The following is a 21,605-nucleotide window of genomic DNA, read 5'->3' as shown; positions in this document are numbered from 1 at the left end:
ACTGAAATTCATTTCATTCTTTTAGAAGGAGGAAAAGTCATGAGACTGGCATTTGTATCTGATATACATGGCAATGCAGAAGCGCTTGATGCAGTATTGCAAGATATCAAAGGAAGAAATATTGATAAAACGTATATTCTCGGTGATCTCTGCTTTAGAGGACCAGAACCGAAACGCGCACTTGATTTAGTAAGGGAAACAAATACAGAAGTGATTAAGGGAAATGCAGATGAATGGGTTGTTCGCGGTATACGTACAGGAGAAGTTCCAGATGAAGCTTATTCCATCATGAACAAGGAATGTGACTGGTCTTATGCAAAATTAGCTGAGGAAGACCTGGATTATTTAAAAAATTTACCGGAAGAATTAAATCTGGCATTTGGGAAAGTGAGTATACATGCATTTCATGCCACACCGGAAAGCTTATTTGAAGTAGTGCAGCCAACGGAAAGTGATGAAGTGTTAAGTGAGAAATTAATGGCGAGGGAAGCGGATATCCATATTTATGCGCATATCCATAAATCATATATTCGGTATATAGATGGAAAGTGTCTTATCAATACCGGCAGTGTCGGTTTACCTTTTTACAGGCTGAATATGGCCTCTTATGCTATCGTGGATATAAAAGAGAATAGCTATGAATGTTCGATTGTCAGGGTGAAATATAATACGGAAAAAGTGATCGAACAGTTAAACAGCTTCGATTATCCAAATACCGAATTTATTGCCAATGTTTTAACGTAACGGCTTCAAGGCGGGTTTAGAAAGATGATGACAGCATCCTGTTTTTGGAGTCTTTGCTTTTACCGCAGAACCATTGGCAGTAAATAGATTCGTCCCATTCAGCATGATGTATGCTAGAAAATCGTAATCGCAGCCGATATCTGCGGCACATCCTGAGGGCGCGATTACGATTACTGGCTCCAAGTTTAATGACGTGAAAAATAATATTAGGATATAGACATTAATGAATCATTTCGTTGAGAGACTATGATAGAATAGCTTCAGATGATTAGATATATATTTGGCATATACCAAATGATATAAGGAGAATGACATGGATCAACTTGTAGAGCTAAAGGATATCAACAAAACATATGGGAAGAAAAATGTGTTATACGATATTTCATTACAGATAAGGGAAAAACAGATTATTGCTATATTAGGAGGAAACGGCAGCGGTAAAAGTACATTTTTGCGCATAGCGGCAGGAATCGAACGGCCGAATGCAGGGCGGGTCATATATACGGATAAAAATATTCGGATAGGCTATGTACCAGAACGGTTTCCGAAATATCTTCGTTTTACTCCGGACGAATATTTGTACTATATTGGGAAGATAAGCGGTGTTCCAGATGCTGTGCTCAAACAGCGTATTTCATCATTACTGCATCGGTTCCAATTAGATACATGGCGTGACCGTCGAATAAACGAATTATCTAAAGGAAATGTCCAAAAGGTAGGTATTGTTCAAGCTATCCTTCACCGGCCAGATGTATTGATTTTAGATGAACCTTTATCCGGATTGGATTTTACTGCGCAGCAGGAATTAGTTTCCATTTTAAGTGAGTTAAAAGAGCAGGGGACAACCACGTTATTAACCTATCATGAATCATCCATTTTTGAAAAAGTGGTTGACCAAACTTATTACATCAAAGATAGACATTTAAGAGAAGAACCATTCACAGAAAAAGAGACGATCAAACAGATTGAAGTGAAGGGTTTAAACGTTACCGATGTACAGGAATGGAAGGAAATACTGGATACAGTAAAGAGGGAAGACCATTTATTGTTATATGTCCGCTCCGAAAACAGTAATCAGATTCTGACCAGAATTCTTGCATTACAGGGAAGTGTGGAGTACGTCGGCAATATCGATTTAAAAAAGAATGAAGAATAAGGAATGTACGTTGTTGTTTTACATAGAAGGAGATGTTTGTTTGAAAGAAGTTATTACATACAGCTTGCATGATTATATCCGTTCCCATAAATATTTTCCGCCGATTTCCACGTTTTTTGTGCTAATCGTCGTTTTTTACACATATAAGCCAAATCCAATTGTCGATAGTTATGCGATTACGGCATTATTTTTGTTTGTGGTATCCGCCTGGTTATGTATGAGTGTCTTGTCCCAGGATGCACAGGTACAAAGGCAGCTGATGATTTTACACTTGAGAAGCAGCTATCGGTATTACATAGCAAAATTATGCACTGTTTGGCTGATTGCATTGTTATTGGCAGTGTTTGCATTTTTTTACCCGATTATTTTTAATTTGTTTTCTGATTCCGTATCTTTCGCTGTTGGTTTCGTATCGTTTATGAATCATATTCTTTTAGCTATGCTCGGGATTTGTATTGCCGCCTTTTTTAGTAAAGTAATGATGGAAAGTGCTATCAATGCCTATGGTGGTTTGGCACTGACGATGATTCTTTCTATTGCTTCAATTGGTATCGAGAATGCTTTACCGGCATCTATTCGATATATCACGTGGATTATACCGCCGGCAACGGCTATGCAACAGCCGTTGTTCCAATGGGAAGAAGAAAATTTGTCCAGTTTATCCTATTTTCCATTTTTATGGATTGCGATTTATACTGGCATTCTTATGCTGTTGTTTCTTATCGTGGCAAATAGAAGACGTTGATATATATTGGTATGATGGGTGAACGATGATTTAGTGGATATAATAGAAATAGAGGTGGAGGTTCTTGGCTGGTGTACTTTCTGTTTTAAGTGGTATTATATTGGTCGCTGTTTTTTGGAAAAACAGAAAAGAACTGAAAGAAACGTATTCAAAGCTTGATTATGTGCAAATAATAGGTGTTATTCTTTCGTATTTAATCACGATTGCTTTTGTATTTGTACTGATATATTATGTTGGCAATTGGCTAGTCAGCTTTATTCCGTTTACTTTTCTCCGCTATGCTGCATTTTCGGTCATTGTCATTATTGTGCTCTTTTTTAGTTTGAACTTGCTTCATAAAGTATTAGGGAAGGTAACAAAAGGTGTTTTATAAGATTCGTTGCTATCTAATGTAGTGAAAAAAGACAGGTCTGCTTCAAAACAAGACCTGTCTTTGACATTAAGATACACTATAATGCTGCTGCTCCCATTCCTCACGCAGTATCCCCATACGGATGGAGTCATAGTATTCTCCGTTATAATACCGGACTTTGCGAATCCGTGCTTCCATCTGCATACCGAGCTTCTCTGCTACTCGAATCATGCGCCTGTTGCCGGACCAAGTCGTTAAACCGAGACGAACGAGCGGTAACTGAGTAAAAAGGTGATTCATCCATAATTTCAAAGCCCGGGTGCCGATGCCTTTTCCCCATGAACCCGCTTCATGCAAGACAATGCCCATCTCCAGCCAGTAGGAAGGCTCATGTTCCCAATAATAAGAAACAGTACCTCTAATATGGCCATCCACTTCAATCACACGGTGTTTTTCAGAAGCTACCCACTGCGCTTGCTCTAATAAAAAGGTTTCGTATGATTTTGCCTGATGTGGAAAATAAGGAGCATCCCATTTTTTCCATTCCGGTTTCTCTTCTTTAAAAATTAGTTCCCACAGACGAGGCAGGTCGTTTTCTTCGATTGGTCGAATGGTTAGGTTATTATCTGTATATATCAATTGAGTAAATCTCCTCTTCATTTCATTTTTAGTTCCTATCGTTTTTCTGAAAAAATGATTGAAAAGGGAAAAATAATATATGCTACTTTCCAATCACCTGGATAACCTGTTTCATTTTATCAGCTCCTTTAAATAACATGATGCTTATTATAACAAAAATGGCATGAAAGACAAGATTGGAAAAATTATGAATTAAGCAATATCTCTTTTATTTGATTTTCTTTTATTCAACGGTATTCTTGACCAGATAGATGCAAGAATCGAACCGCTGATTACGTGCATCACAACTGCGATGGCACCAGGCAAAGCAGTCAATGGCTGTGCTGCAAAGTGAGCGCTCGCTAAGGTGGTACCTAATCCGGCATTTTGAATGCCGACCTCGATGGATATCGCTCTTCTTGTTTCTTCATTGAGCCGCAGTAGGGTAGCGACTAAAAAGCCAAGAAGCAGCCCGGACCAATTATGCAAGAGAACCGTAACAAAAATGAGCAGCCCTGAAGATGCAATGTTTTCTGTATTTCCAGAAACGACGGCTGCCACAACACCTGAAATAGCTATAACCGAAATCAGCGGCAATACTTCGATGCTTTTTCCAACCGCTGTTGGGAAAAATCTTTGAAAGATAATTCCTAAAACGATAGGAACAATAATTACTTGAATGATGGATAAAAACATCGCAAACGGATCTACTGGAATCCATTGCCCGGCTAGAAGATACAAAAGTACCGGTGTCATTATCGGTGCCAGCATGGTGGATACAGATGTCATTGTAATGGATAATGCAACATTTCCTTTTGCGAGATATACCATCACATTCGATGCGGTACCACCGGGAACAGAACCTACTAAAATAATTCCAGCTGCTAGAGCAGGCGGTAAATTCAAAAGTTTTGCAATTCCAAATGCAAGTAATGGCATGATGGTAAATTGCAAAATAACGCCAATAATGACAGGCACTGGTTTGGTTAACACCAGTTTAAAATCGTTTGGTGTCATAGTGAGACCCATTCCAAACATGACGATACCAAGCAAAATAGTCATATAGTTATTTAACCAATTAAAACCATCTGGCAGAAAGAATGCGGCCACAGCGACTAAAATGGTGATGAATGCAAAATACTTATTCGAAAAATTACTGAGACGGATTAATGCTTTCATATTCTATAAAATACTCCCTTACGCTAATATAAAATAGAATAGGATTCCGTAATTCGTTTTGGTATATCCTTTTGCTTTTGCAGCTGTCTGTTTATAGACTGCTAGTCATCTATTCATATGGATAAACAAACTGGCAGGGAAGAAACGATATGACAAAAATATAATATTTTATTAATCTGAAAATTCACTATGTAAAATCAATCGTTATCCTCTTTTACGGAAACCCTTCTAAGAAATTGTTGACAAGTATATCGCAAAAAAAATAAAAAGTCTATATTAAATTTTGTATTTCAAAAATGATAGAAAAGTAGATATAAAAAAACAAGCGCGATGATTTGCGCTTGTTTTTTACAATGATTAATTGAAAGATTTAGCTCCAAGATAGTGTTGTTGCCAATAGTCAACGCTCATATCAGCTACAACCATTGCACCGCTGCCGCTGCTTGCGTGAATCATTTGGTTATTACCAATATAGATTCCGCTGTGGGATGCACCAGCAGTATCATACGTTCCTTCAAAGAAAACGACATCGCCAACACTTGGAGAATCTACTTGTACGCCGTCATTTGCCCACATTTCACTGTGTGTACGGGAAACATCAATGCCTACTTGATCAAAAGTATAGTTGATTAATCCGCTGCTGTCTAATGCAGAAGGATTTGATTCTCCTGGAGTATATGCTCCAAATTGATATGGAATGCCTAATGCACTTTCAGCTGCGTCAGCGATAGCTTGTCCGCTTACTGAACCTGACTGTGGTCCTACGTCAGAGCCATCGTCTCCATCGTTGGAAACTTCCTCAATAATAATATCATCTTGAGATTCTTCTTCTGTTGCTTCATCCTCATTTGTTTCTGGTTCTGACGCTTCTTCAGAATCAGAATTGGATTCACCAGAACCTCCTAATGCACTGGAAGTATCCGGTCCAACAATTCCGTCTTCTTGTAACCCTTGATCAGCTTGGAAATCTCTTACGTCTTGCTCCGTAAGGTCTCCGAAAATACCGTCGACATTACTGGAAGCGTAACCTTGATTTTGCAGATTGCTTTGAACGTTTTCTACTTCTTCTCCTGAGTCACCTTGCTGAACAAGAGAAGAATTAACAGACGCTGAAGGTGTTTGTTCCTCAGAAGATTGTTCCTCTTGTATTTCAGGGAGGTTACTTTCTTCGTAGGTGATATCTCCTTCTGTTGATCCTTCACCCGCATTTGCAAAGACACTGGAAGCTACTACTGGAGTAAGTGCAAGCGTGGTTGCAAATGCAGTAGAAATAACATATTTTTTTGCGCTAAGATTCGATGGTGCCAAAAGAATTCCTCCTTAAGAATTTTAATTTATTGTTTTGAAAAAACGAAACCTATGTAGAAGATTTCACTTCACCATGGTGCCGTTGCCCGTAAATCTACCATTTTAACTATATGGGGAGTACAAATTGAATGGAATGATAGATTATACGAACACGACACCCTTAATACTTGTTCAGCAAATACTCGACTGAACTTGTAAACTTTCACTATGTATAACATAACATAGTGACATCACAGGAAAATAACCAAACTTTTAAAGGATGGTAACAAATTATTAAAATATATTACATGAATCGACATACACGAAGTGTCATATATCAACATTTTTCGAAGGTTTGGGGGATTTTTCATTTCATTTTCATTTCTAAAAGCCATAATTATTACAAGAATGTAAAAGAAAACACAATTTTTAAAAAAGTAATTAGAAATCTACGGGAAAATAAGGTATCCTTTTAGGTGACGAGTCTTTTTCCGATAGCATACTTCCAAAAAGAGGTATTGAAACCTTTCAGGATGTTTCATCGTACAAATATATAAGCAGTCAAGGAAGGGATGATAGGGAATGCGTTTTTTTAAAGGATTTGATTCATCTGAACGGGAAACGAAGCAGGGCAAACAAAACTTCCAAAAACGTAAAAAAGAAATGGATAAAATGATGCGGGAGATGCAAGCCAAAATAGATACGATTCAATTAAACATAACAAGAATAGATGAAAAGTTATTGGAGCAACAAGGACTTGCGGAAAAGTTTGCTAGGTATGAAGAAAAAACTACGCAGCCGCATGAAAAAAGCCGGTTTCAAAAACAAAAAGAAACAGCACAAATAGAAGTTGAAAAATTACAAAATCAAAAATATGATTTAGAAACGCAGTTCATTCCTTTTCAGCAAAGTTATGATCGAATGAATCAGACTTTTTCGGAAACCTTTGCTCGGATGGATGCACTGGAAAGAGAAGCATCGGCGAAACAAAATAAAGTAGAGATAGAGAAATACACTGCAGCAGAAGAAGAGAAGATCCAGTTTGAGCTTGCTGAGGCAGAGGCTTTGCTTGAATTACGGTCAGAAAAATGAGGTGAAGATGGATGCTAGTACATTATAAATGTCCCAACTGCGGAGCGGATATGGAGTTTGATAGTGGTTCCGGACACTTGGCTTGTGACAGTTGCGGTCATGAGGAACATATTGATACGTATGATGACGTGAATATCTCCCAATCCTTTGAAGAAGATGAAGCCAAAGAATACCATTGTGAAAATTGCGGGGCGATTGTTTTGACAGATGCAGATACAACCGCAACATCTTGCAGTTTTTGCGGAGCAGGGGTAGTTCTTGCTGATCGTTTATCAGGGGATTTAGCTCCGGCTAAAGTGATTCCTTTTACCATTAGTAAAGAGGAAGCGATGCAAGCATTTAAAAAATGGTGTAAAAATGGCCGTTTAACGCCAAAGGGTTTTATGACAGCCAATCGGGTGAAAAATATCACTGGAATGTATGTCCCGTTTTGGATGTATGATTTAGATAACGATGTCGATGTTAAAGCAACAGGAACCAAGGTGCGTACGTATCGGCGCGGAGATTATCGTTATAAAGAAACCAAATACTATCGTGTCTATCGTGATATCGATGTCAGCTATTTAAAAGTTCCTGTCGATGCGTCGGAGAAAATGAATGATGAGCTGATGGATAAGTTAGAGCCCTATGATTATAACAAGCTGGAAAGCTTTAAAACACCTTATTTAGCAGGATACTTAGCTGAAAAATATAATTACACGGATGAGGAATTATTTGATCGGGTCAAGGCAAAGATGAAAGGTTTTTTAGATACGTATATTGCTTCAACCATCCGGGGTTACAGTTCCGTCAGCTATCAACAGAAAAATATTCGTACGAAGAAAGCAAATAGCTATTATGTTCTTTTGCCTGTCTGGATGGTATATTATGATTTTGATCAGCAGGAGCATACTTTTGCGATGAATGGGCAGACTGGAAAAATTGTCGGCAAGCCGCCGTTGAGCTATTCGAAGGCAGCAATATGGTTTTCTAGCATTGCCGGCGGATCATTTATTTTGATGAAAGCAATCGCGGTGATGCTGGGCGGTGATATTTTATGAGAAAGTATTTAATTAGTGCTAGTATTCTTTTACTTATATCTTTCTTTATAATGCCTGCTGCTTTTGCAGAGAAGCAATATATTTATGATGATGCGGACATATTTACAGAAAATGAACGTGCAGATTTGGAGCAGCGAGCGGCGGAGTATAGTGAAGAAAACGAGATTGATATTCTTATTTTGACGAAGGATGATTCAAGTAGGAAGGATATTGAACCATATATTGGTGATTTTTATGATGACCAAGGCCCAGGATATGATGGAGACCATGGAGATACAGTTATTTTAGGTCTTGATTTTTCTGGAGGTTCTGGAGAACGTGATTTATATGTTGCTGGTTTTTATGAAGGAGAAAAATATATAGATAACGATCGGGGCGCACAAATTGTTGACCAGATTATTCCAGATTTATCAGCAGATGATTATTATGATGCAAGTTTATTATATTTTGAAAAAGTAGATCAATATATGGGAGTTAGCCCATTAGTAAATCCAGATGGTTTTTTACTTCAGACATGGTTTCATTTATTAGTAGCTGTTATAATTGGAGCAATTATTGTCGGATCAATGATTTTTAATATGGGCGGCCGTGTAACAACAAATGCCAGTACGTATCTGGATGCAAATAATTCACGTGTAAAAAGTAAATCTGACAGGTATTTACGCAAATCTGTAACGAAAACGAAAATTCAAAAAAGCTCTGGAGGTGGCCGCGGTGGCGGTGGAGGTGGAATGACAAGAGGAGGTCATTCACATTCTGGAGCGCGTGGGAAATTTTAACTTACAGAAAGTTATATAGAAAGGATGAAAAGCATGATGGGTTTTTTTAGAGGGCAATTAGCAAATGTTATCGAATGGGAGTCATTCCGGGATGATATGATTTTCTGGAAATGGAATAACAGCGAGATCAAAAAAGGAAGTAAATTAATTATCCGTCCCGGGCAGGATGCAATCTTTTTTAATCAAGGGAAAATAGAAGGTGTTTTTAAAGAAGAGGGCGAGTATGAAATTGAATCGGATATTATTCCTTTCTTGTCCACGTTAAAAGGATTTAAATTTGGATTTAACAGTGGGATGCGTGTAGAAGTACTGTTTGTAAATACAAAACAGTTTACCGTGAAATGGGGAACAAAAAATGCCATAAATATTCCGTCCCAACAACTTCCTGGAGGCATCCCAATCCGTGCAAATGGCACTTTTCAATTCACGGTGAAAGATTACGTAAAGCTGATTGATAACATTGCTGGCGTAAGAGACAGTTTTCTGGTAGAAGACATCCGGCTGCGGATCACTGCCATTTTAGACCAGTTATTAATGAAGTGGATTACAAAAGAAGGAAAGGATATGTTTAATCTGCAGGCCAATTCCTTTGAAATCGGTGAGGGAATCAAAGAAGATTTGGATATGCAGGTCAATCAGGATGGTTTTGAAATTACTGGTTTTCAAATTATGAGCTTTAATTATCCAAAAGAAATTCAAGATATGATTACCAAAACTGCGTCACATGGCATGATTGGCGATATGGGACGCTATAAAGATGTTGCTATGACGGATGCGATTGCTTCCGGCAATTCAGAAGGCGGTAATTCGGCAACGGATATGGCCGGAATGATGATGGGAATGAATATGGCGAAAGAAATGATGAGCGGTGCGAACGAGCAAAATACTGGGAATCAACAACAGCAGTCTAACCAAAGCGGACAGCAAAATCAAAATGGACAACAGAATCAGAATCAGCAGCAAAATCAGCAGAACGATAATCAACAACCCGCTTCGGGCAACGAAGGCGGATCGATTCCCAATTTCTGTCCGAACTGTGGCAGTAAAACACAGGGAATGAATTTCTGTGGAAATTGCGGACATAAGCTGGTCTAAATACAATATTAGATAGAAAATAAGGGTGCTATCCAAATAGGAGGTATCCTTATTTTTTACATAATAGGAAAAAGCCTCTTTCCTTTCATCTCTTCAACAATATGATATGATAATTTAGAGAAACACAGAAAGAAGGTGGGCACAGGTTGGTAGTGGTTATTCTTATTTGTTTTACAGTTGCTATGCTGGCCGCTTTTGTTGGAAGTCTGGCCGGTTTAGGAGGTGGAGTTGTTTTAATTCCATTGCTTTTTCTGGCAAACGGAAATATCGAAGGTTTTGAATGGATTACTCCCCAAACGGTAGTAGCAATGTCTTTATTCGTTATGTGCTTTACAGGTATTTCCTCCGCACTATCCTTTGCAAAAACAGAACGGATTGACTATAAAGCTGGGGCTTTGTTTTTGATTGGCAGTATTCCGGGTAGTATGTGCGGGGCTTGGCTGAATCAATTTGTGCAAGCCAATACCTTTTATATTTATTTCGGCAGTTTAATTATATTGATTGCAGCAATTCTTTTTTATCGTCAATTAAAAGGAATGCAGCCGAGAAGCGTGGATACATCAGAAAAAGGATCCCGTCAAGCGAAATTAGGAACGCAAATATATACATATAAAATTCGGGCGCTACCTGCTATTATGATTGCTTTCTTTGTCGGGATGCTGTCAGGCTTTTTTGGCATCGGCGGGGGCGCTATTATGGTACCAGTAATGCTGCTTGTTTTTGGATTTCCTGCCCATATCGCCACGGCGACATCGATGTTTATGATTATTTTTGTCAGCCTATTTGGAAGTATCACGCATGTAATACTGGGCAATGTAGCATGGGCGTATGTCCTTTTCTTTATACCGGGTGCATGGATTGGCGGCAAGATTGGTGCATTGATAAATCAAAAGATTTCCAGCTCCTTATTAGAGCTGTTTTTGCGGATTTTATTAATTATCATGGGAATTCGTATGATTTTACAAGGAATCGGTTAGGGGCGTTGGAATATGTCAGAAGAAAAAATTTATCTTTACTATACCAATGATTTGCATAGTAATTTTGAACAGTGGCCAAGAGTAGCGGCTTTTTTAAAAGAGAAACGGGGATTAAGAGAAGAAAATAAAGAAGCTTATTTTACGGTGGACATAGGGGATCATGTTGACCGTTCGCATCCTGTTACAGAAGCCTCTGACGGTTTAGCAAACGTGGAGTTACTCAACGAAGCAGGTTATGATGTTGTCACATTGGGAAATAACGAAGGAATTACACTGTCTCATCAAGAATTATATCAATTGTACGATGAAGCGGATTTCCAGGTTGTTTGCAGTAATTTATTCAGCAGGGATCAATTTACGCCATTTTGGTTAAAACGCACGCTTTCATTAACGACAGAAAGTGGTGTCCGGATAGGTTTTTTTGGATTGACAGCGCCATTTAATGCTTTTTACGAGCTGCTTGATTGGCATGTGGAAAATGAATTTGATATGATAGACCGCTATTTAGAGGAATTAAAAAAAGAATCGGATGTTATTGTTCTGCTCTCCCATTTAGGAATTTCTGTTGATCAGGAAATTTCCCGGCGCTATCCGGATATTGATGTCATTATCGGCGGACATACACACCATCTGTTAGAAGAAGGAGAAACAGTGAATCGGACCTTGATAACAGCAGCGGGGAAACACTGTTACTATGCTGGTGAAGTAGAGCTTGTCTGGAATCATGAGAAGAAGAAAGTTGTTTTTAAAAAAGCAAATGCGATCCGTTTGCAAGATAGCGCCAAGGATCTGGAAACAGAGGCTCATTTACAACAGTTATCGGAACAGGCCAATCATTATTTGAATCAAGTTGTAGCGAATGTGGATCAGCCTCTGGAGGTGAAATGGTTTGCAGAAACACCGATTATCCAGTCTTTAACGAAAGTGCTGGGAAGGTGGACTAATGCAGATATTTCCATGCTGAATGCCGGTGTATTATTACATTCTTTGCCGGCCGGTCCTATTACCAAAGGAGATATCCACCGAATCTGTCCACATCCAATTAATCCTGTTCTGGTTGATTTAAGAGGAGATCAAATTGTGGAAACTGTCAGAGCTGCCTTATCTCCTGCTTTCACCGAATTGAAATTAAAAGGTTTTGGTTTCCGGGGAGAGATTTTAGGAAAAATGATTTTCTCAGGGATTCAAGTGGAGACTGCTTTTCATCGCAATGGAGGGGAATATGTGAAGCAGGTTTATACAGAAGACGGATATCCAATTCACCCGGATAAGGTATATTATGTGGCCACTGCGGATACGTTTACCTTTGGTCAGCTACTGCCGGAAATTGCCCGTTCTGCGAAAAAACAGTATTTTGTCCCGGAATTTTTACGTGACCTGCTGACGTATGCTGTCAAACAGCATTAAGATATTTCTGGCTTTACCTGTGACGTTCTGCTCTCCCTCTGCATACACTTATCACGAGAGAAAAACAGAGGGGGCTTTTTTTATGATTACAGTAGAACCTCTTGAGGTGGATGGCGTTATTTTTACAGCAGTGAGTGTGGAGTTGCCGCAAACAACCTTATTAACCATTAGCAATGATGTCGGGTATATTATGTGCGCAGCACTTGATGTGGATATTTTTAATGAAATACCTAAGTTGAAAGAAAGAAATGTCATCGCTGGCCGGGCAATGGGAGTACGCTCCATTGACCAGCTGTTGCAAGCACCGTTGCAAAAAATAACGGATGCATCCAAAGAACATGGATGGGAAGTTGGGATGACAGGCAAAGAAGCATTGCTTAAAATATCATAATAGTCCTTTAAGGCACTTCTTTTGTTCATACTATTTTGTATGGAACGAAAGAAGTGTTTTTTACACGTTAGGAAAGTATAAAATTTTAACGCAGAAGAATTTCGACGTAGTAAAAATTTTTAGGTACCAAGTATAAGTGCAGCGGTTTTGATGGGGCGAGTAACCGCAAATGTCTCCGGTGGGACGAGTAAGCGCAGTCCCAGTCCCAACTTAGGCATTCGTCGAAAGGCTTGCACTCAAGAGCATAAGGGATTCTAAGAAAGCAAAACACGCTTTTAAGGCTCCCTTTAACGAATGCCAAGTTTTCTTTATGTAAATTTTTATGGAAGTATATGATACCCGTCTGTAAGCGTATCATATAGCAATTGAAATAAGAGTGAAAAGACTTCAGTTCTAATCCCCTTCAATCATTGCATAAATTATGGAGAAGGGGGTAGTTGCGTTGAAATTTAAAAAGCGATACCGCTATCGAAAAAGCAGGAAAAGAAGAATACCTCCATCCCGGCGCTCTGTTTTAGTGCTGACCTTTATTTTATTTTTTGCTGCAGTTGGTTTCAGTTTTTATATAATTAACGTAAAGATTGAACCAATTGTGATCGATATTGCGGAGAGAAGAGCAGATGAATTTGCTACAAGAGCGATTAATACAGCTGTATATTATGTAGAGGAATATGGATTTGAGGATATTCTTAACATCACATATGATAATGAAGGCAATTTAGTAACATATAACAGGGACCCGGCAATAATCAGTGAAATTAATCGGGTTGCTACCGATCGGGTGGAGGAGTTTTTTGCTCATGTGAACCGGGGGGAGCAGCTTGAATTTGATCACAATCTGCAAGAACCATATGAATACGAGGGTGGTGCAGAAGGAAAAGCTGAAATCGATCCAACATTGATTGAGATTCCATTGGGGCAAGTAACCGGAAATTCTGTACTGGCTAATTTAGGTCCTAGAATACCGATTAATATGGAAGTAATCGGGGCTGTCCGAACGAACGTTGTCAGTGAGGAAGAAGAGTTTGGCATTAATGGGGCCTGGGTGTCTTTATATATAAATGTAGAAGCTGATGTACAAATTATTGTGCCATTTACATCAGAAGTAAGAACGGTACATACCGAATTATATTTAGATGGAGGAGCCATTATGGGAAAAGTCCCTGATTTTTACGGAGGAGACGGAAACACGCCAGATATTGCTGTCCCTAAAGATGATTTGCAGAACGAATAAATATGTAGTATAGTACAAATTAGTGAAGAAGCTATTAACATTTACATTTGAATAAAACCTTAACAGATCGGTGAGGTAGAGGTGCAAATCAGATGAGTACCCGGCAGGAGAATGACAACGATGATAGCTGGGAAAAGGTTGGTTTGCCGAAGCGTATAAAGGGGTCATGCTTTATACTGCTGGCATGTTACTGAAAAAGTTACATGCTGTCATGTATGTATTTTTTACATGGAGAACTATTGATCGAAATGGAGGATAACGTGAGTTGTTAAAACAATGGTAGGTTATTTTCTATCATTGTTTTTTTGCGTTTACAGGGGAATTTGTATGATATTACGGACAGTGCAGAGATGCGAAGATCCCTGTCTACCTTCTTTTTTCGAATCAGTTGCGCATGTGTAGGGAGGAAAAGAGATAATAGTCATGATTTCGTGTTGTATTATCCGCCTTATACATGGTTTTTAAGATACAGGAAATAAATAGACGGGGGTTTTAACATGGAAGCTACATATTGGTCGCTGTTACCTGCAATTGTCATGTTGATATTAGTGATCGTAACAAGAAAAGTGCTTATTTCGATTGGTACAGGAATTGTGGTAGGCGCATTATTATTAAATGATTTTCATATATGGGGAACAATAAAAGAAATATGGACTGTATTTTACACGATTTTTTATGTGGATGGCGCACTTGAAATTGGAAATATACTATTAATTCTTTTCCTTCTTTTCTTAGGAGTACTTACGGCATTTTTACAAGCTTCAGGAGGAGCAAAAGCATTTGGAGATTGGATGCTGAGACGGGTGAAAACACGTACTGGCGCGGAAATAATGACTGTAATTACTGGATTGGTTATTTTTATTGATGACTATTTTAATAGCTTAGCAGTTGGGCAGATTGCCAGACCGGTTACCGATCGGCAAAAAATATCCCGTGCGAAACTGGCTTACTATATTGATTCCAGTTCGGCGCCGGTTACGGTAATCGCACCAATATCAAGCTGGGGAGCATATATTATCGGTCTTTTGGGCGGTTTATTTGTAGCCAATGGGATTACAGATGTACAGCCGATGGAAGCATTTATACAAATGATTCCACTTAATTTTTATGCGATTGCTTCGATTATACTTGTGTTTATTGTCGCCTATTTCCATTTTGATATTGGTTCCATGTATACACACGAAAAAAGAGCAAAAGAAGATGGAGGCCTGCTGGACCCAAAAAGAAACCAGGTTTCGGGAGATTTAAGTGATGTATTTGACCCGCATAAAGAGGGGAAAATCTTTCATCTGATTGTTCCGATTATCGTACTGTTTGTAGTTACAGTTATCGCAATGGTTGGAACAGGTATCATGGAGACAGAAGGCAGTGCATCTATTATAGATGCTTTTGCAAATACAAATGTCAACCTTTCCTTAATTATCGGCGGGATTGCAGCAGTGCTGACTTCTGTTATTTTTCATATGCAGCAAAGCCATCCGCGTTCAAGATTAAAGCAGATTTTTATAGAGGGCTTTAAGACGATGATTCCGGCTATTAACATTTTAATACTTGCCTGGATGATTGGTGCGATTATCGGGGAATTGGAAACAGGAAGTTATTTAGCTGGTGTAGTTAATAACGCATCCGTATCATCTGATTTTCTTCCGGCGATTTTATTCCTGATTGCAGGGTTGATGGCTTTAGCAACAGGATCTTCTTGGGGAACGTTCGGTATCATGCTGCCGATTGCTGTAGAAATCATGGCAAATACAGATATGACGTTATTGTTGCCTGCATTAGCAGCTGTACTTGCTGGAGCAGTATTTGGGGATCATTGTACGCCGATTTCTGATACGACTGTTTTATCTGCAACGGGGGCAGGGGCACATCATATTGACCATGTTCTTACACAGCTGCCGTATGCTTTAATAGCAGCTTTTACAGCTTTTATCGGTTTTTGTGTTATTGGATTCACTCATTCTGTTTGGATTGCATTAGCTGTGACCATTCTTCTGTTAGCAGGAATTGTCTGGCTGACACATTTATTATTCATAAGAGGAAAAAAGAAGGCATCTTAATAGGAAGCTTGGAATACATTTTAGTATTCCAAGCTTTTGTCATAAAACAAACGCAGTAAGATAGGACAAATCCAAATAATAACATTTGACAAAACGACTAGAAAGGATATAATACAATTAAAATAGTCTGAAAGTAATGATTTTTTCTATTATTTTTAAAATATGTATTCGAAAAATTCAAATTTTATTTTTGGATCATTTTTGAATCCATTTTGTAACGCGCTTTCATGCTATTGCTATTTATTAAAAGGGGGTATGATGAATGGAAACTCGTTCGCAGTGGGGGACAAGAGCAGGGTTTATTTTAGCGGCTGTCGGTTCAGCAGTTGGTTTAGGAAATATATGGCGTTTTCCATCTGTTGCTTATGAAAATGGCGGTGGAGCATTTTTTATTCCTTATTTATTTGCGCTATTGACTGCCGGTATTCCCATTTTAATTATGGAGTTTACCATGGGGCAGAAGTATCGCGGTTCTGCACCTTTAACATTCCGGAGAATGAATAAGAAAACAGAGTTTATCGGGTGGTGGGCTGTACTTGTTGCGTTTGTGATTTCAACGTATTATTCCGTGATTATTGCCTGGGCAATATCTTATTCGATTTTCTCTTTCAATCAATCTTGGGGAGAAGATACAGAAGCATTTTTATTTGGAGAGCACTTGCAGTTAGCAGAAATTCCCGGGCAAATCGGCGGACTCGTTCCTGGTGTACTTATCCCGTTGATTATTGTTTGGGTGTTGGTGCTGGGTATTTTATTTCGAGGCGTTAAAAAAGGAATCGAGATGGCAAACCGTATTTTTATTCCTTTACTTCTGATCTTATTTTTAATTATCGTTATCAGGGCAGTTACGTTACCAGGGGCGCTGGATGGACTGAACGCATTCTTCACGCCTGATTTCAGTCAAATTCTGTCACCTGGAGTATGGATAGCTGCCTATGGCCAGATTTTCTTCAGTTTATCGATTGCATTTGCTATTATGATTACTTATTCCAGTTATTTACCTAAGAAATCAGATATTACTAATAATGCATTTATTGTTGGTTTTGGTAATTCCGGTTTTGAATTGTTAGCGGGAATTGGTGTGTTTGGAATATTGGGATTCATGGCTTCCTCTGCTGGGGTAAGTATTGAAGAAGTAGTAGCCGGAGGGGTTGGGCTTGCCTTTGTTGTCTTTCCGGCAATTATCAATGAATTACCGGCTTTTAATGGATTGTTCGGCGCGCTTTTCTTTATATCGCTGACGCTTGCAGGGATCACCTCTTTGATGTCTATTACCGAGGCGTACGTAGCTGCATTAGTAGATAAATTTAAAATTACGCGTGCCAAAGCAGTTCTTATTGGCGGGGGTCTCGCGGCACTGGTTTCCTTACTCTATGCTTCCCGGGGCGGCATGTATTTCTTAGATAATGTCGATTATTTCATTAATCAGTTCGGAGTAGCGATGATAGGCCTGGTAGAAGTCGTGTTGATTGCCTGGATTCTGCGCCGGACCAATGTCCTTAAAAATCATGCCAATGAGATTTCTGATATCCGTCTGGGAGCTTGGTGGACGATCAGTATAGCCGTTATTACACCAATTGTTATGGGCTATATGATGTTTGGACTCTTTAAACTGAATTTATTAAGAGAATTTGATACGGAATCCGGTAACTATGAAAATTATCCCGATGCTTTTATTAACTATTCAGGCTGGGCAGTTGTAGTCGGTGTGCTGGTACTTGGGATTATCCTGGCATTAACAAAGTGGAAATCAGATGATTCATTATCTGATTATAACGACAATTAGGAGGAGATAGAGATGAGCGTTTCAGCAATTATTGTCATGATTATCGGGATTCTTGTTATATGGGGCGGTTTAGTGGTTAGTATCTGGAATGCCATTCGGAAAGGGAAAGAAAAAGTGTAACTATTTACGTTCTATTTGAAAAAGGTGTGCATCCTGTATCTGGCTGGGATGCACACCTTTTTGTATAAAAAGCGGATGTTTGTTTTACTTCATCCGTTCCCATTTTTTAATATAAGGATACGGATCAAATGAAAATTCACTGTATCCATTATCTTTATACATTCCATAATGCAGGTGGGGAGGGAATTTACCGGAAGTTCCTGGCGGGCCGTAACCGGTAGAGCCGACACTGCCCAGTACGTCTCCTGGTTTTACAACTTGGCCTACTTTTATTTCATCTTCATAACCGCTCATATGCGCATAGTAGTGATAAATATTATAAATATCACGAATACCAATACGCCATCCTCCATATAAGTTCCAACCCATCATTTCCACGACACCATAAGTTGTCGAATGAACCGGTACGCCGTAAGAAGCAAAAATATCTGTACCTTCATGAATCCGTAATCCGCCAAAGCCGCGGCGGTCTCCCCATGTACTGCGATAGCTGTAATTATATCCCGTATCCAATGGAAAAGACCGATCTGTCAGATGAATAACTCCAAATTGTTCAAATACTTTTGCTGTATTCATGATTGTTTGTACAGTCAGGTCACGTTTATAATGCTCCCAAAGTGCAATTTTTACGTCATCCTTATCTAAACCATATGTTAATATATGGTTGGCCATCGTATAAAGGATATCTTCCGGATCATCGGGATCAGCCTGGTTATCATCGTTTCCGTCTTTACCAACTCCACCAAACTGCTGGATGACCTCCTGTTCGGTAGATTGAGCTGCATTGCCCAAACCAAACCACTCTGTTTCATCAAATTGAATGGAGATGACTTTCTCATCTTCTGAGGAAGGAAGTGTATTCCGTTCGTAATTATCCATTGCCGCAAAATAATACCATGGTACTTGTGTGAGGCTCTCTACTTTTTTAAATAGTGCCATTCTGTCTTCATATATTTGATTTTCTGATTCCGCATGTACGAAAGAGGCTGGTTGACAAAAGAGAAAAAAACAGAATACAAGCCATATAACCGTGCGAATGCTTGCCAGTTGAATCACCCCCTTATGAAATAAGTGTTGTTTTAATCATCTTTTTTCATGGTATCAACGATTTCCTGTACAAGCGGATTAATATCTGTATCCTCATTTTCCATCACAGAATAATGGAGGGTTTCGATATTATGAATTAGACTCCTGTTGTTTGAAGCATGAATCGTATAATAACCGGGAAGGATAGACATTGCTGTTTTTTCAGCATTATCAATAGCGGTTTCCTTTGATATATTATCCGAGGCTTCAAATGCAATTAAAGCTTCTTCATCCGTTACAAGCGTTGCTACTTCTTTAAAATCCGGATTCTGTAACAAGATGCTGGTGATCATTTCAGCTGTCTCGTTTCTGTCTATATGGATTTCTTTTGGTTTAGACGTATTATTTTGCTCAAATTCATCCTGCGTGTAACGTACAAAACCAATCTGATCGCGCGATGGTCCGTTAGTATCTGTTTCCATTTCCGGATTTCTATTTTTTGGATCTAACGGGTCCGGTTCGCTGTTATTTTGATTAGGTGCACAAGCTGAAAGGGTTATAACAAAACTTAATAAAATAATTCCTAATCCTTTTTTCATATTTATATGGCTCCTTTCCAAGGTCTATTTCTTATATCTTAGTTTTGGAAAACAGGCGCAAATCATGCAGGTAATTTTTTCTGGTTTTTCTAACTGTTTCTGTGATAAAATAAGGATAATGGATAAGGAGTGGATGTCCTCTCATGATTGAATTAAATGGGAAAACATATGAACTGATTGAAGAAAATAAAAATGGCTTCGAAGCAGAAACGGTTAAAGAGCGTTATTCCGAAGTTTTATCCAAATACGATTTTATCGTAGGCGATTGGGCATATGAACAGCTTCGTTTAAAGGGGTTTTATCATGATAGCCATGCCAAGGCGCCAATAGACGCTAAAATCAGCTGCTTTGAGGATTATATTTACGAATATTGTAATTTTGGCTGCGCCTATTTCGTATTGGAAAAGGTGCAGAAATAAAGAAGTTCAAAATATCTTCTCCGGATAAGAAGGCATTTTGAACTTCTTTTATTGGCTCAGAAAACGTTTATCAATTGTCTTTTTCCCCTAAAGGATGTGCGCCGGGAGCTCTTCGTTGCAGTTTTTTGTGCTGTTCTTTATCCGCATACGTGAAGGCACTTGCACGTTGCTGTCCTTCCTCCCAATCGGTTGATTTTCCGGAAACCGGATCATTTTCACGTATATCTGATCCATAGGATCCTTCTGGAAATTCTTCTGGAATGATGGTGTCATGCTGTTTCTGAACAGTGGAAAGTTCCTGGTAATCTTTTTTAGGCATACAATCTCCCTCCTTCTGGTTCAGTTTGTGCAAAAGGAAGGGGAATAACGCGTTCTAATAATTACCTTTCTAAAATCTGTAGAAACGTCTTTAATAATAAGATGGGAAATAAAAGTCCTTCATTTCATTTGATATTTCTTCATATTCAATCGCATTCAGTGCACTTTTTCAATTATTTTCTATATTTAAAGGACTCTTTATAACTATATTCGTTTCTCAATTGGAAATAGATGCAATTAAAAAGCCCTCACTTAAGAGCGAGAGCCTTGATTTTATGTTACTCAGGTGATATTTCAAATGTAGTTGAATCCGAATCTAAAGAGAAAGTTGGTTCATAAACAATCGTATAATTAGATTCTTCAGGAACATCGTATAGAATTGTTCCAGTTATGTTGTTTCCAGCTCCAATGTTTTCATTCATAAATCCATCTCCACTGAAGTATTCATCATACTGAGTACCTTCTTCTGAAGAAATAGTGAACTCATCAGATCCAAGATATACTTGTTCATCTCCGTTGTTAACAGCTTCAAATTCAACAGCTAGAACAGAATCGTTATCTGGTTCCATGAATTCATCCGGTTCTGTAAAAGAAGCGCTCGTGAGAGTTACTTCTAAATCACCTAGATTAACTGTATCTCCAACACCATAAACTTGGTCGCCTGCGTCTTCTGATTCTTCAGTACCTTCATCTTCGTTGTTATCTTCTGATGCTTCTGCATTTTCCTCTGAAGAATTGTCTGTTGAAGCATCCGATTCTTCATCTCCGCATGCTGCAAGAAATCCTATCAATAGAATAGCCATTAATACCATAAAGCAGTAATTAAGGGAATATGTTTTCGTAAAAAACTAAGAAAATAAACCTAGGCAAATTCATTTTTTCGTAACTTTTTGCTTCTTTCTATTATGCCAATATAACGAGTCGATAAATTCCACATTTCTAAAGTCTTTAAAAAATGTAAATTATAACGGCTAGGATTTTTGAAGAGAGTTCTTTACACCTGTTCGTATGGAAAATAATAGGGAAGAATTAATCGGGCAAATAAAAATAAAAACGAAATAAATGATTAATTTACAGATGAACCGAACAGTATAGTAAACAACATTTTTAAGTAAAGGTTAAGAAAAACAGCAGATGGTTTTGAGAGTTGTTAAAGCTACCTGCCACTGAAATATTTTGTT

General features: G+C 38.5%; 23 protein-coding genes and 1 riboswitch. Of the genes, 16 read left to right on the top strand and 7 right to left on the bottom strand.

Features of this window, described 5'->3' with window-relative positions:
• The first annotated feature begins 39 nt into the window (after positions 1-39).
• The 4 genes from B7E05_RS15950 (at position 40) to B7E05_RS15935 (ending at position 3,018) form a co-directional block, all read left to right on the top strand.
• On the top strand, positions 40-744 hold the full coding sequence (locus tag B7E05_RS15950) for a metallophosphoesterase family protein (protein ID WP_080875136.1): 705 nt from the start codon (positions 40-42) through the stop codon (positions 742-744).
• 313 nt (positions 745-1,057) lie between these two features.
• Positions 1,058-1,900, top strand: coding sequence for an ABC transporter ATP-binding protein (locus B7E05_RS15945; protein WP_080875135.1), 843 nt, complete (start codon positions 1,058-1,060; stop codon positions 1,898-1,900).
• Positions 1,901-1,940: 40 nt separating this feature from the next.
• On the top strand, positions 1,941-2,645 hold the full coding sequence (locus B7E05_RS15940; protein ID WP_080875134.1) for an ABC transporter permease: 705 nt from the start codon (positions 1,941-1,943) through the stop codon (positions 2,643-2,645).
• 64 nt (positions 2,646-2,709) lie between these two features.
• Entirely contained in the window at positions 2,710-3,018 is a 309-nt protein-coding gene (locus tag B7E05_RS15935; RefSeq protein ID WP_080875133.1) for a hypothetical protein, read from the top strand.
• Positions 3,019-3,084: 66 nt separating this feature from the next.
• Here B7E05_RS15935 and B7E05_RS15930 read toward each other — a convergent pair whose 3' ends face one another.
• The 3 genes from B7E05_RS15930 to B7E05_RS15920 all read right to left on the bottom strand — a co-directional run bounded on the left by B7E05_RS15930 (position 3,085) and on the right by B7E05_RS15920 (position 6,102).
• Entirely contained in the window at positions 3,085-3,633 is a 549-nt protein-coding gene (locus tag B7E05_RS15930) for a GNAT family N-acetyltransferase (RefSeq protein ID WP_080876339.1), read from the bottom strand.
• Between the two features lie 195 nt (positions 3,634-3,828).
• On the bottom strand, positions 3,829-4,794 hold the full coding sequence (locus B7E05_RS15925) for a bile acid:sodium symporter family protein (RefSeq protein WP_080875132.1): 966 nt from the start codon (positions 4,792-4,794) through the stop codon (positions 3,829-3,831).
• Positions 4,795-5,151: 357 nt separating this feature from the next.
• Positions 5,152-6,102 carry a C40 family peptidase gene (locus tag B7E05_RS15920; protein WP_080875131.1) on the bottom strand — a complete coding sequence of 317 codons (951 nt, stop codon included), beginning with the start codon at positions 6,100-6,102 and terminating at the stop codon, positions 5,152-5,154.
• Positions 6,103-6,663: 561 nt separating this feature from the next.
• On the opposite strand from B7E05_RS15920, the gene B7E05_RS15915 reads away from it, so the two are divergent.
• The 11 genes from B7E05_RS15915 to B7E05_RS15865 all read left to right on the top strand — a co-directional run bounded on the left by B7E05_RS15915 (position 6,664) and on the right by B7E05_RS15865 (position 18,062).
• Positions 6,664-7,173 (top strand): hypothetical protein, encoded by a 510-nt coding sequence (locus B7E05_RS15915; protein WP_080875130.1) that lies wholly within the window; start codon positions 6,664-6,666, stop codon positions 7,171-7,173.
• An 11-nt stretch (positions 7,174-7,184) separates the two neighbouring features.
• Positions 7,185-8,213 carry a TFIIB-type zinc ribbon-containing protein gene (locus B7E05_RS15910; protein WP_080875129.1) on the top strand — a complete coding sequence of 343 codons (1,029 nt, stop codon included), beginning with the start codon at positions 7,185-7,187 and terminating at the stop codon, positions 8,211-8,213.
• The gene (locus B7E05_RS15905) at positions 8,210-8,992 is read left to right on the top strand and encodes a TPM domain-containing protein (RefSeq protein ID WP_080875128.1); all 783 of its coding nucleotides are present in this window, start codon (positions 8,210-8,212) and stop codon (positions 8,990-8,992) included. The genes B7E05_RS15910 and B7E05_RS15905 overlap by 4 nt, the downstream gene beginning before the upstream one ends.
• A gap of 36 nt (positions 8,993-9,028) precedes the next feature.
• The gene (locus B7E05_RS15900) at positions 9,029-10,087 is read left to right on the top strand and encodes an SPFH domain-containing protein (RefSeq protein ID WP_080875127.1); all 1,059 of its coding nucleotides are present in this window, start codon (positions 9,029-9,031) and stop codon (positions 10,085-10,087) included.
• A gap of 152 nt (positions 10,088-10,239) precedes the next feature.
• Positions 10,240-11,064 (top strand): sulfite exporter TauE/SafE family protein, encoded by an 825-nt coding sequence (locus B7E05_RS15895; RefSeq protein ID WP_245833279.1) that lies wholly within the window; start codon positions 10,240-10,242, stop codon positions 11,062-11,064.
• A 12-nt stretch (positions 11,065-11,076) separates the two neighbouring features.
• Entirely contained in the window at positions 11,077-12,471 is a 1,395-nt protein-coding gene (locus B7E05_RS15890; RefSeq protein WP_080875126.1) for a bifunctional metallophosphatase/5'-nucleotidase, read from the top strand.
• Positions 12,472-12,553: 82 nt separating this feature from the next.
• On the top strand, positions 12,554-12,862 hold the full coding sequence (locus B7E05_RS15885; RefSeq protein WP_080875125.1) for a YunC family protein: 309 nt from the start codon (positions 12,554-12,556) through the stop codon (positions 12,860-12,862).
• A gap of 442 nt (positions 12,863-13,304) precedes the next feature.
• Entirely contained in the window at positions 13,305-14,096 is a 792-nt protein-coding gene (gene yunB / locus B7E05_RS15880) for a sporulation protein YunB (RefSeq protein ID WP_245833120.1), read from the top strand.
• Positions 14,097-14,164: 68 nt separating this feature from the next.
• A riboswitch (Lysine riboswitch) is annotated at positions 14,165-14,343 on the top strand.
• A 250-nt stretch (positions 14,344-14,593) separates the two neighbouring features.
• Positions 14,594-16,156 carry a Na+/H+ antiporter NhaC family protein gene (locus B7E05_RS15875; RefSeq protein ID WP_080875123.1) on the top strand — a complete coding sequence of 521 codons (1,563 nt, stop codon included), beginning with the start codon at positions 14,594-14,596 and terminating at the stop codon, positions 16,154-16,156.
• 262 nt (positions 16,157-16,418) lie between these two features.
• Positions 16,419-17,942, top strand: a complete 1,524-nt coding sequence (locus B7E05_RS15870; protein ID WP_080875122.1) for a sodium-dependent transporter — start codon at positions 16,419-16,421, stop codon at positions 17,940-17,942.
• Positions 17,943-17,954: 12 nt separating this feature from the next.
• Entirely contained in the window at positions 17,955-18,062 is a 108-nt protein-coding gene (locus tag B7E05_RS15865; protein ID WP_080875121.1) for a methionine/alanine import family NSS transporter small subunit, read from the top strand.
• A gap of 84 nt (positions 18,063-18,146) precedes the next feature.
• Here B7E05_RS15865 and B7E05_RS15860 read toward each other — a convergent pair whose 3' ends face one another.
• Together B7E05_RS15860 and B7E05_RS15855 are read right to left on the bottom strand one after the other, a co-directional pair.
• Positions 18,147-19,088 (bottom strand): M23 family metallopeptidase, encoded by a 942-nt coding sequence (locus B7E05_RS15860; RefSeq protein ID WP_245833277.1) that lies wholly within the window; start codon positions 19,086-19,088, stop codon positions 18,147-18,149.
• Positions 19,089-19,141: 53 nt separating this feature from the next.
• Positions 19,142-19,687, bottom strand: coding sequence for a YhcN/YlaJ family sporulation lipoprotein (locus B7E05_RS15855; protein ID WP_080875120.1), 546 nt, complete (start codon positions 19,685-19,687; stop codon positions 19,142-19,144).
• 143 nt (positions 19,688-19,830) lie between these two features.
• Here B7E05_RS15855 and B7E05_RS15850 point away from each other — a divergent pair, with 143 nt between their 5' ends.
• The gene (locus tag B7E05_RS15850; protein WP_080875119.1) at positions 19,831-20,106 is read left to right on the top strand and encodes a YutD family protein; all 276 of its coding nucleotides are present in this window, start codon (positions 19,831-19,833) and stop codon (positions 20,104-20,106) included.
• A gap of 70 nt (positions 20,107-20,176) precedes the next feature.
• Here the strand turns inward: B7E05_RS15850 and B7E05_RS15845 are convergent, their stop codons facing one another.
• Positions 20,177-20,425, bottom strand: a complete 249-nt coding sequence (locus tag B7E05_RS15845; RefSeq protein ID WP_080875118.1) for a hypothetical protein — start codon at positions 20,423-20,425, stop codon at positions 20,177-20,179.
• Positions 20,426-20,702: 277 nt separating this feature from the next.
• A complete protein-coding gene (locus B7E05_RS15840) occupies positions 20,703-21,227 on the bottom strand; it encodes a DUF4352 domain-containing protein (protein WP_179134556.1) in 525 nt (174 codons plus the stop codon).
• Positions 21,228-21,605: the final 378 nt, after the last annotated feature.

Origin of the sequence: Oceanobacillus timonensis, from assembly GCF_900166635.1 — a bacterium.
GTDB classification, from domain to species: domain Bacteria; phylum Bacillota; class Bacilli; order Bacillales; family Amphibacillaceae; genus Oceanobacillus; species Oceanobacillus timonensis.
Note: the sequence above shows the minus strand (reverse complement) of the source record. Positions and strands in the feature narration are given on the sequence as shown.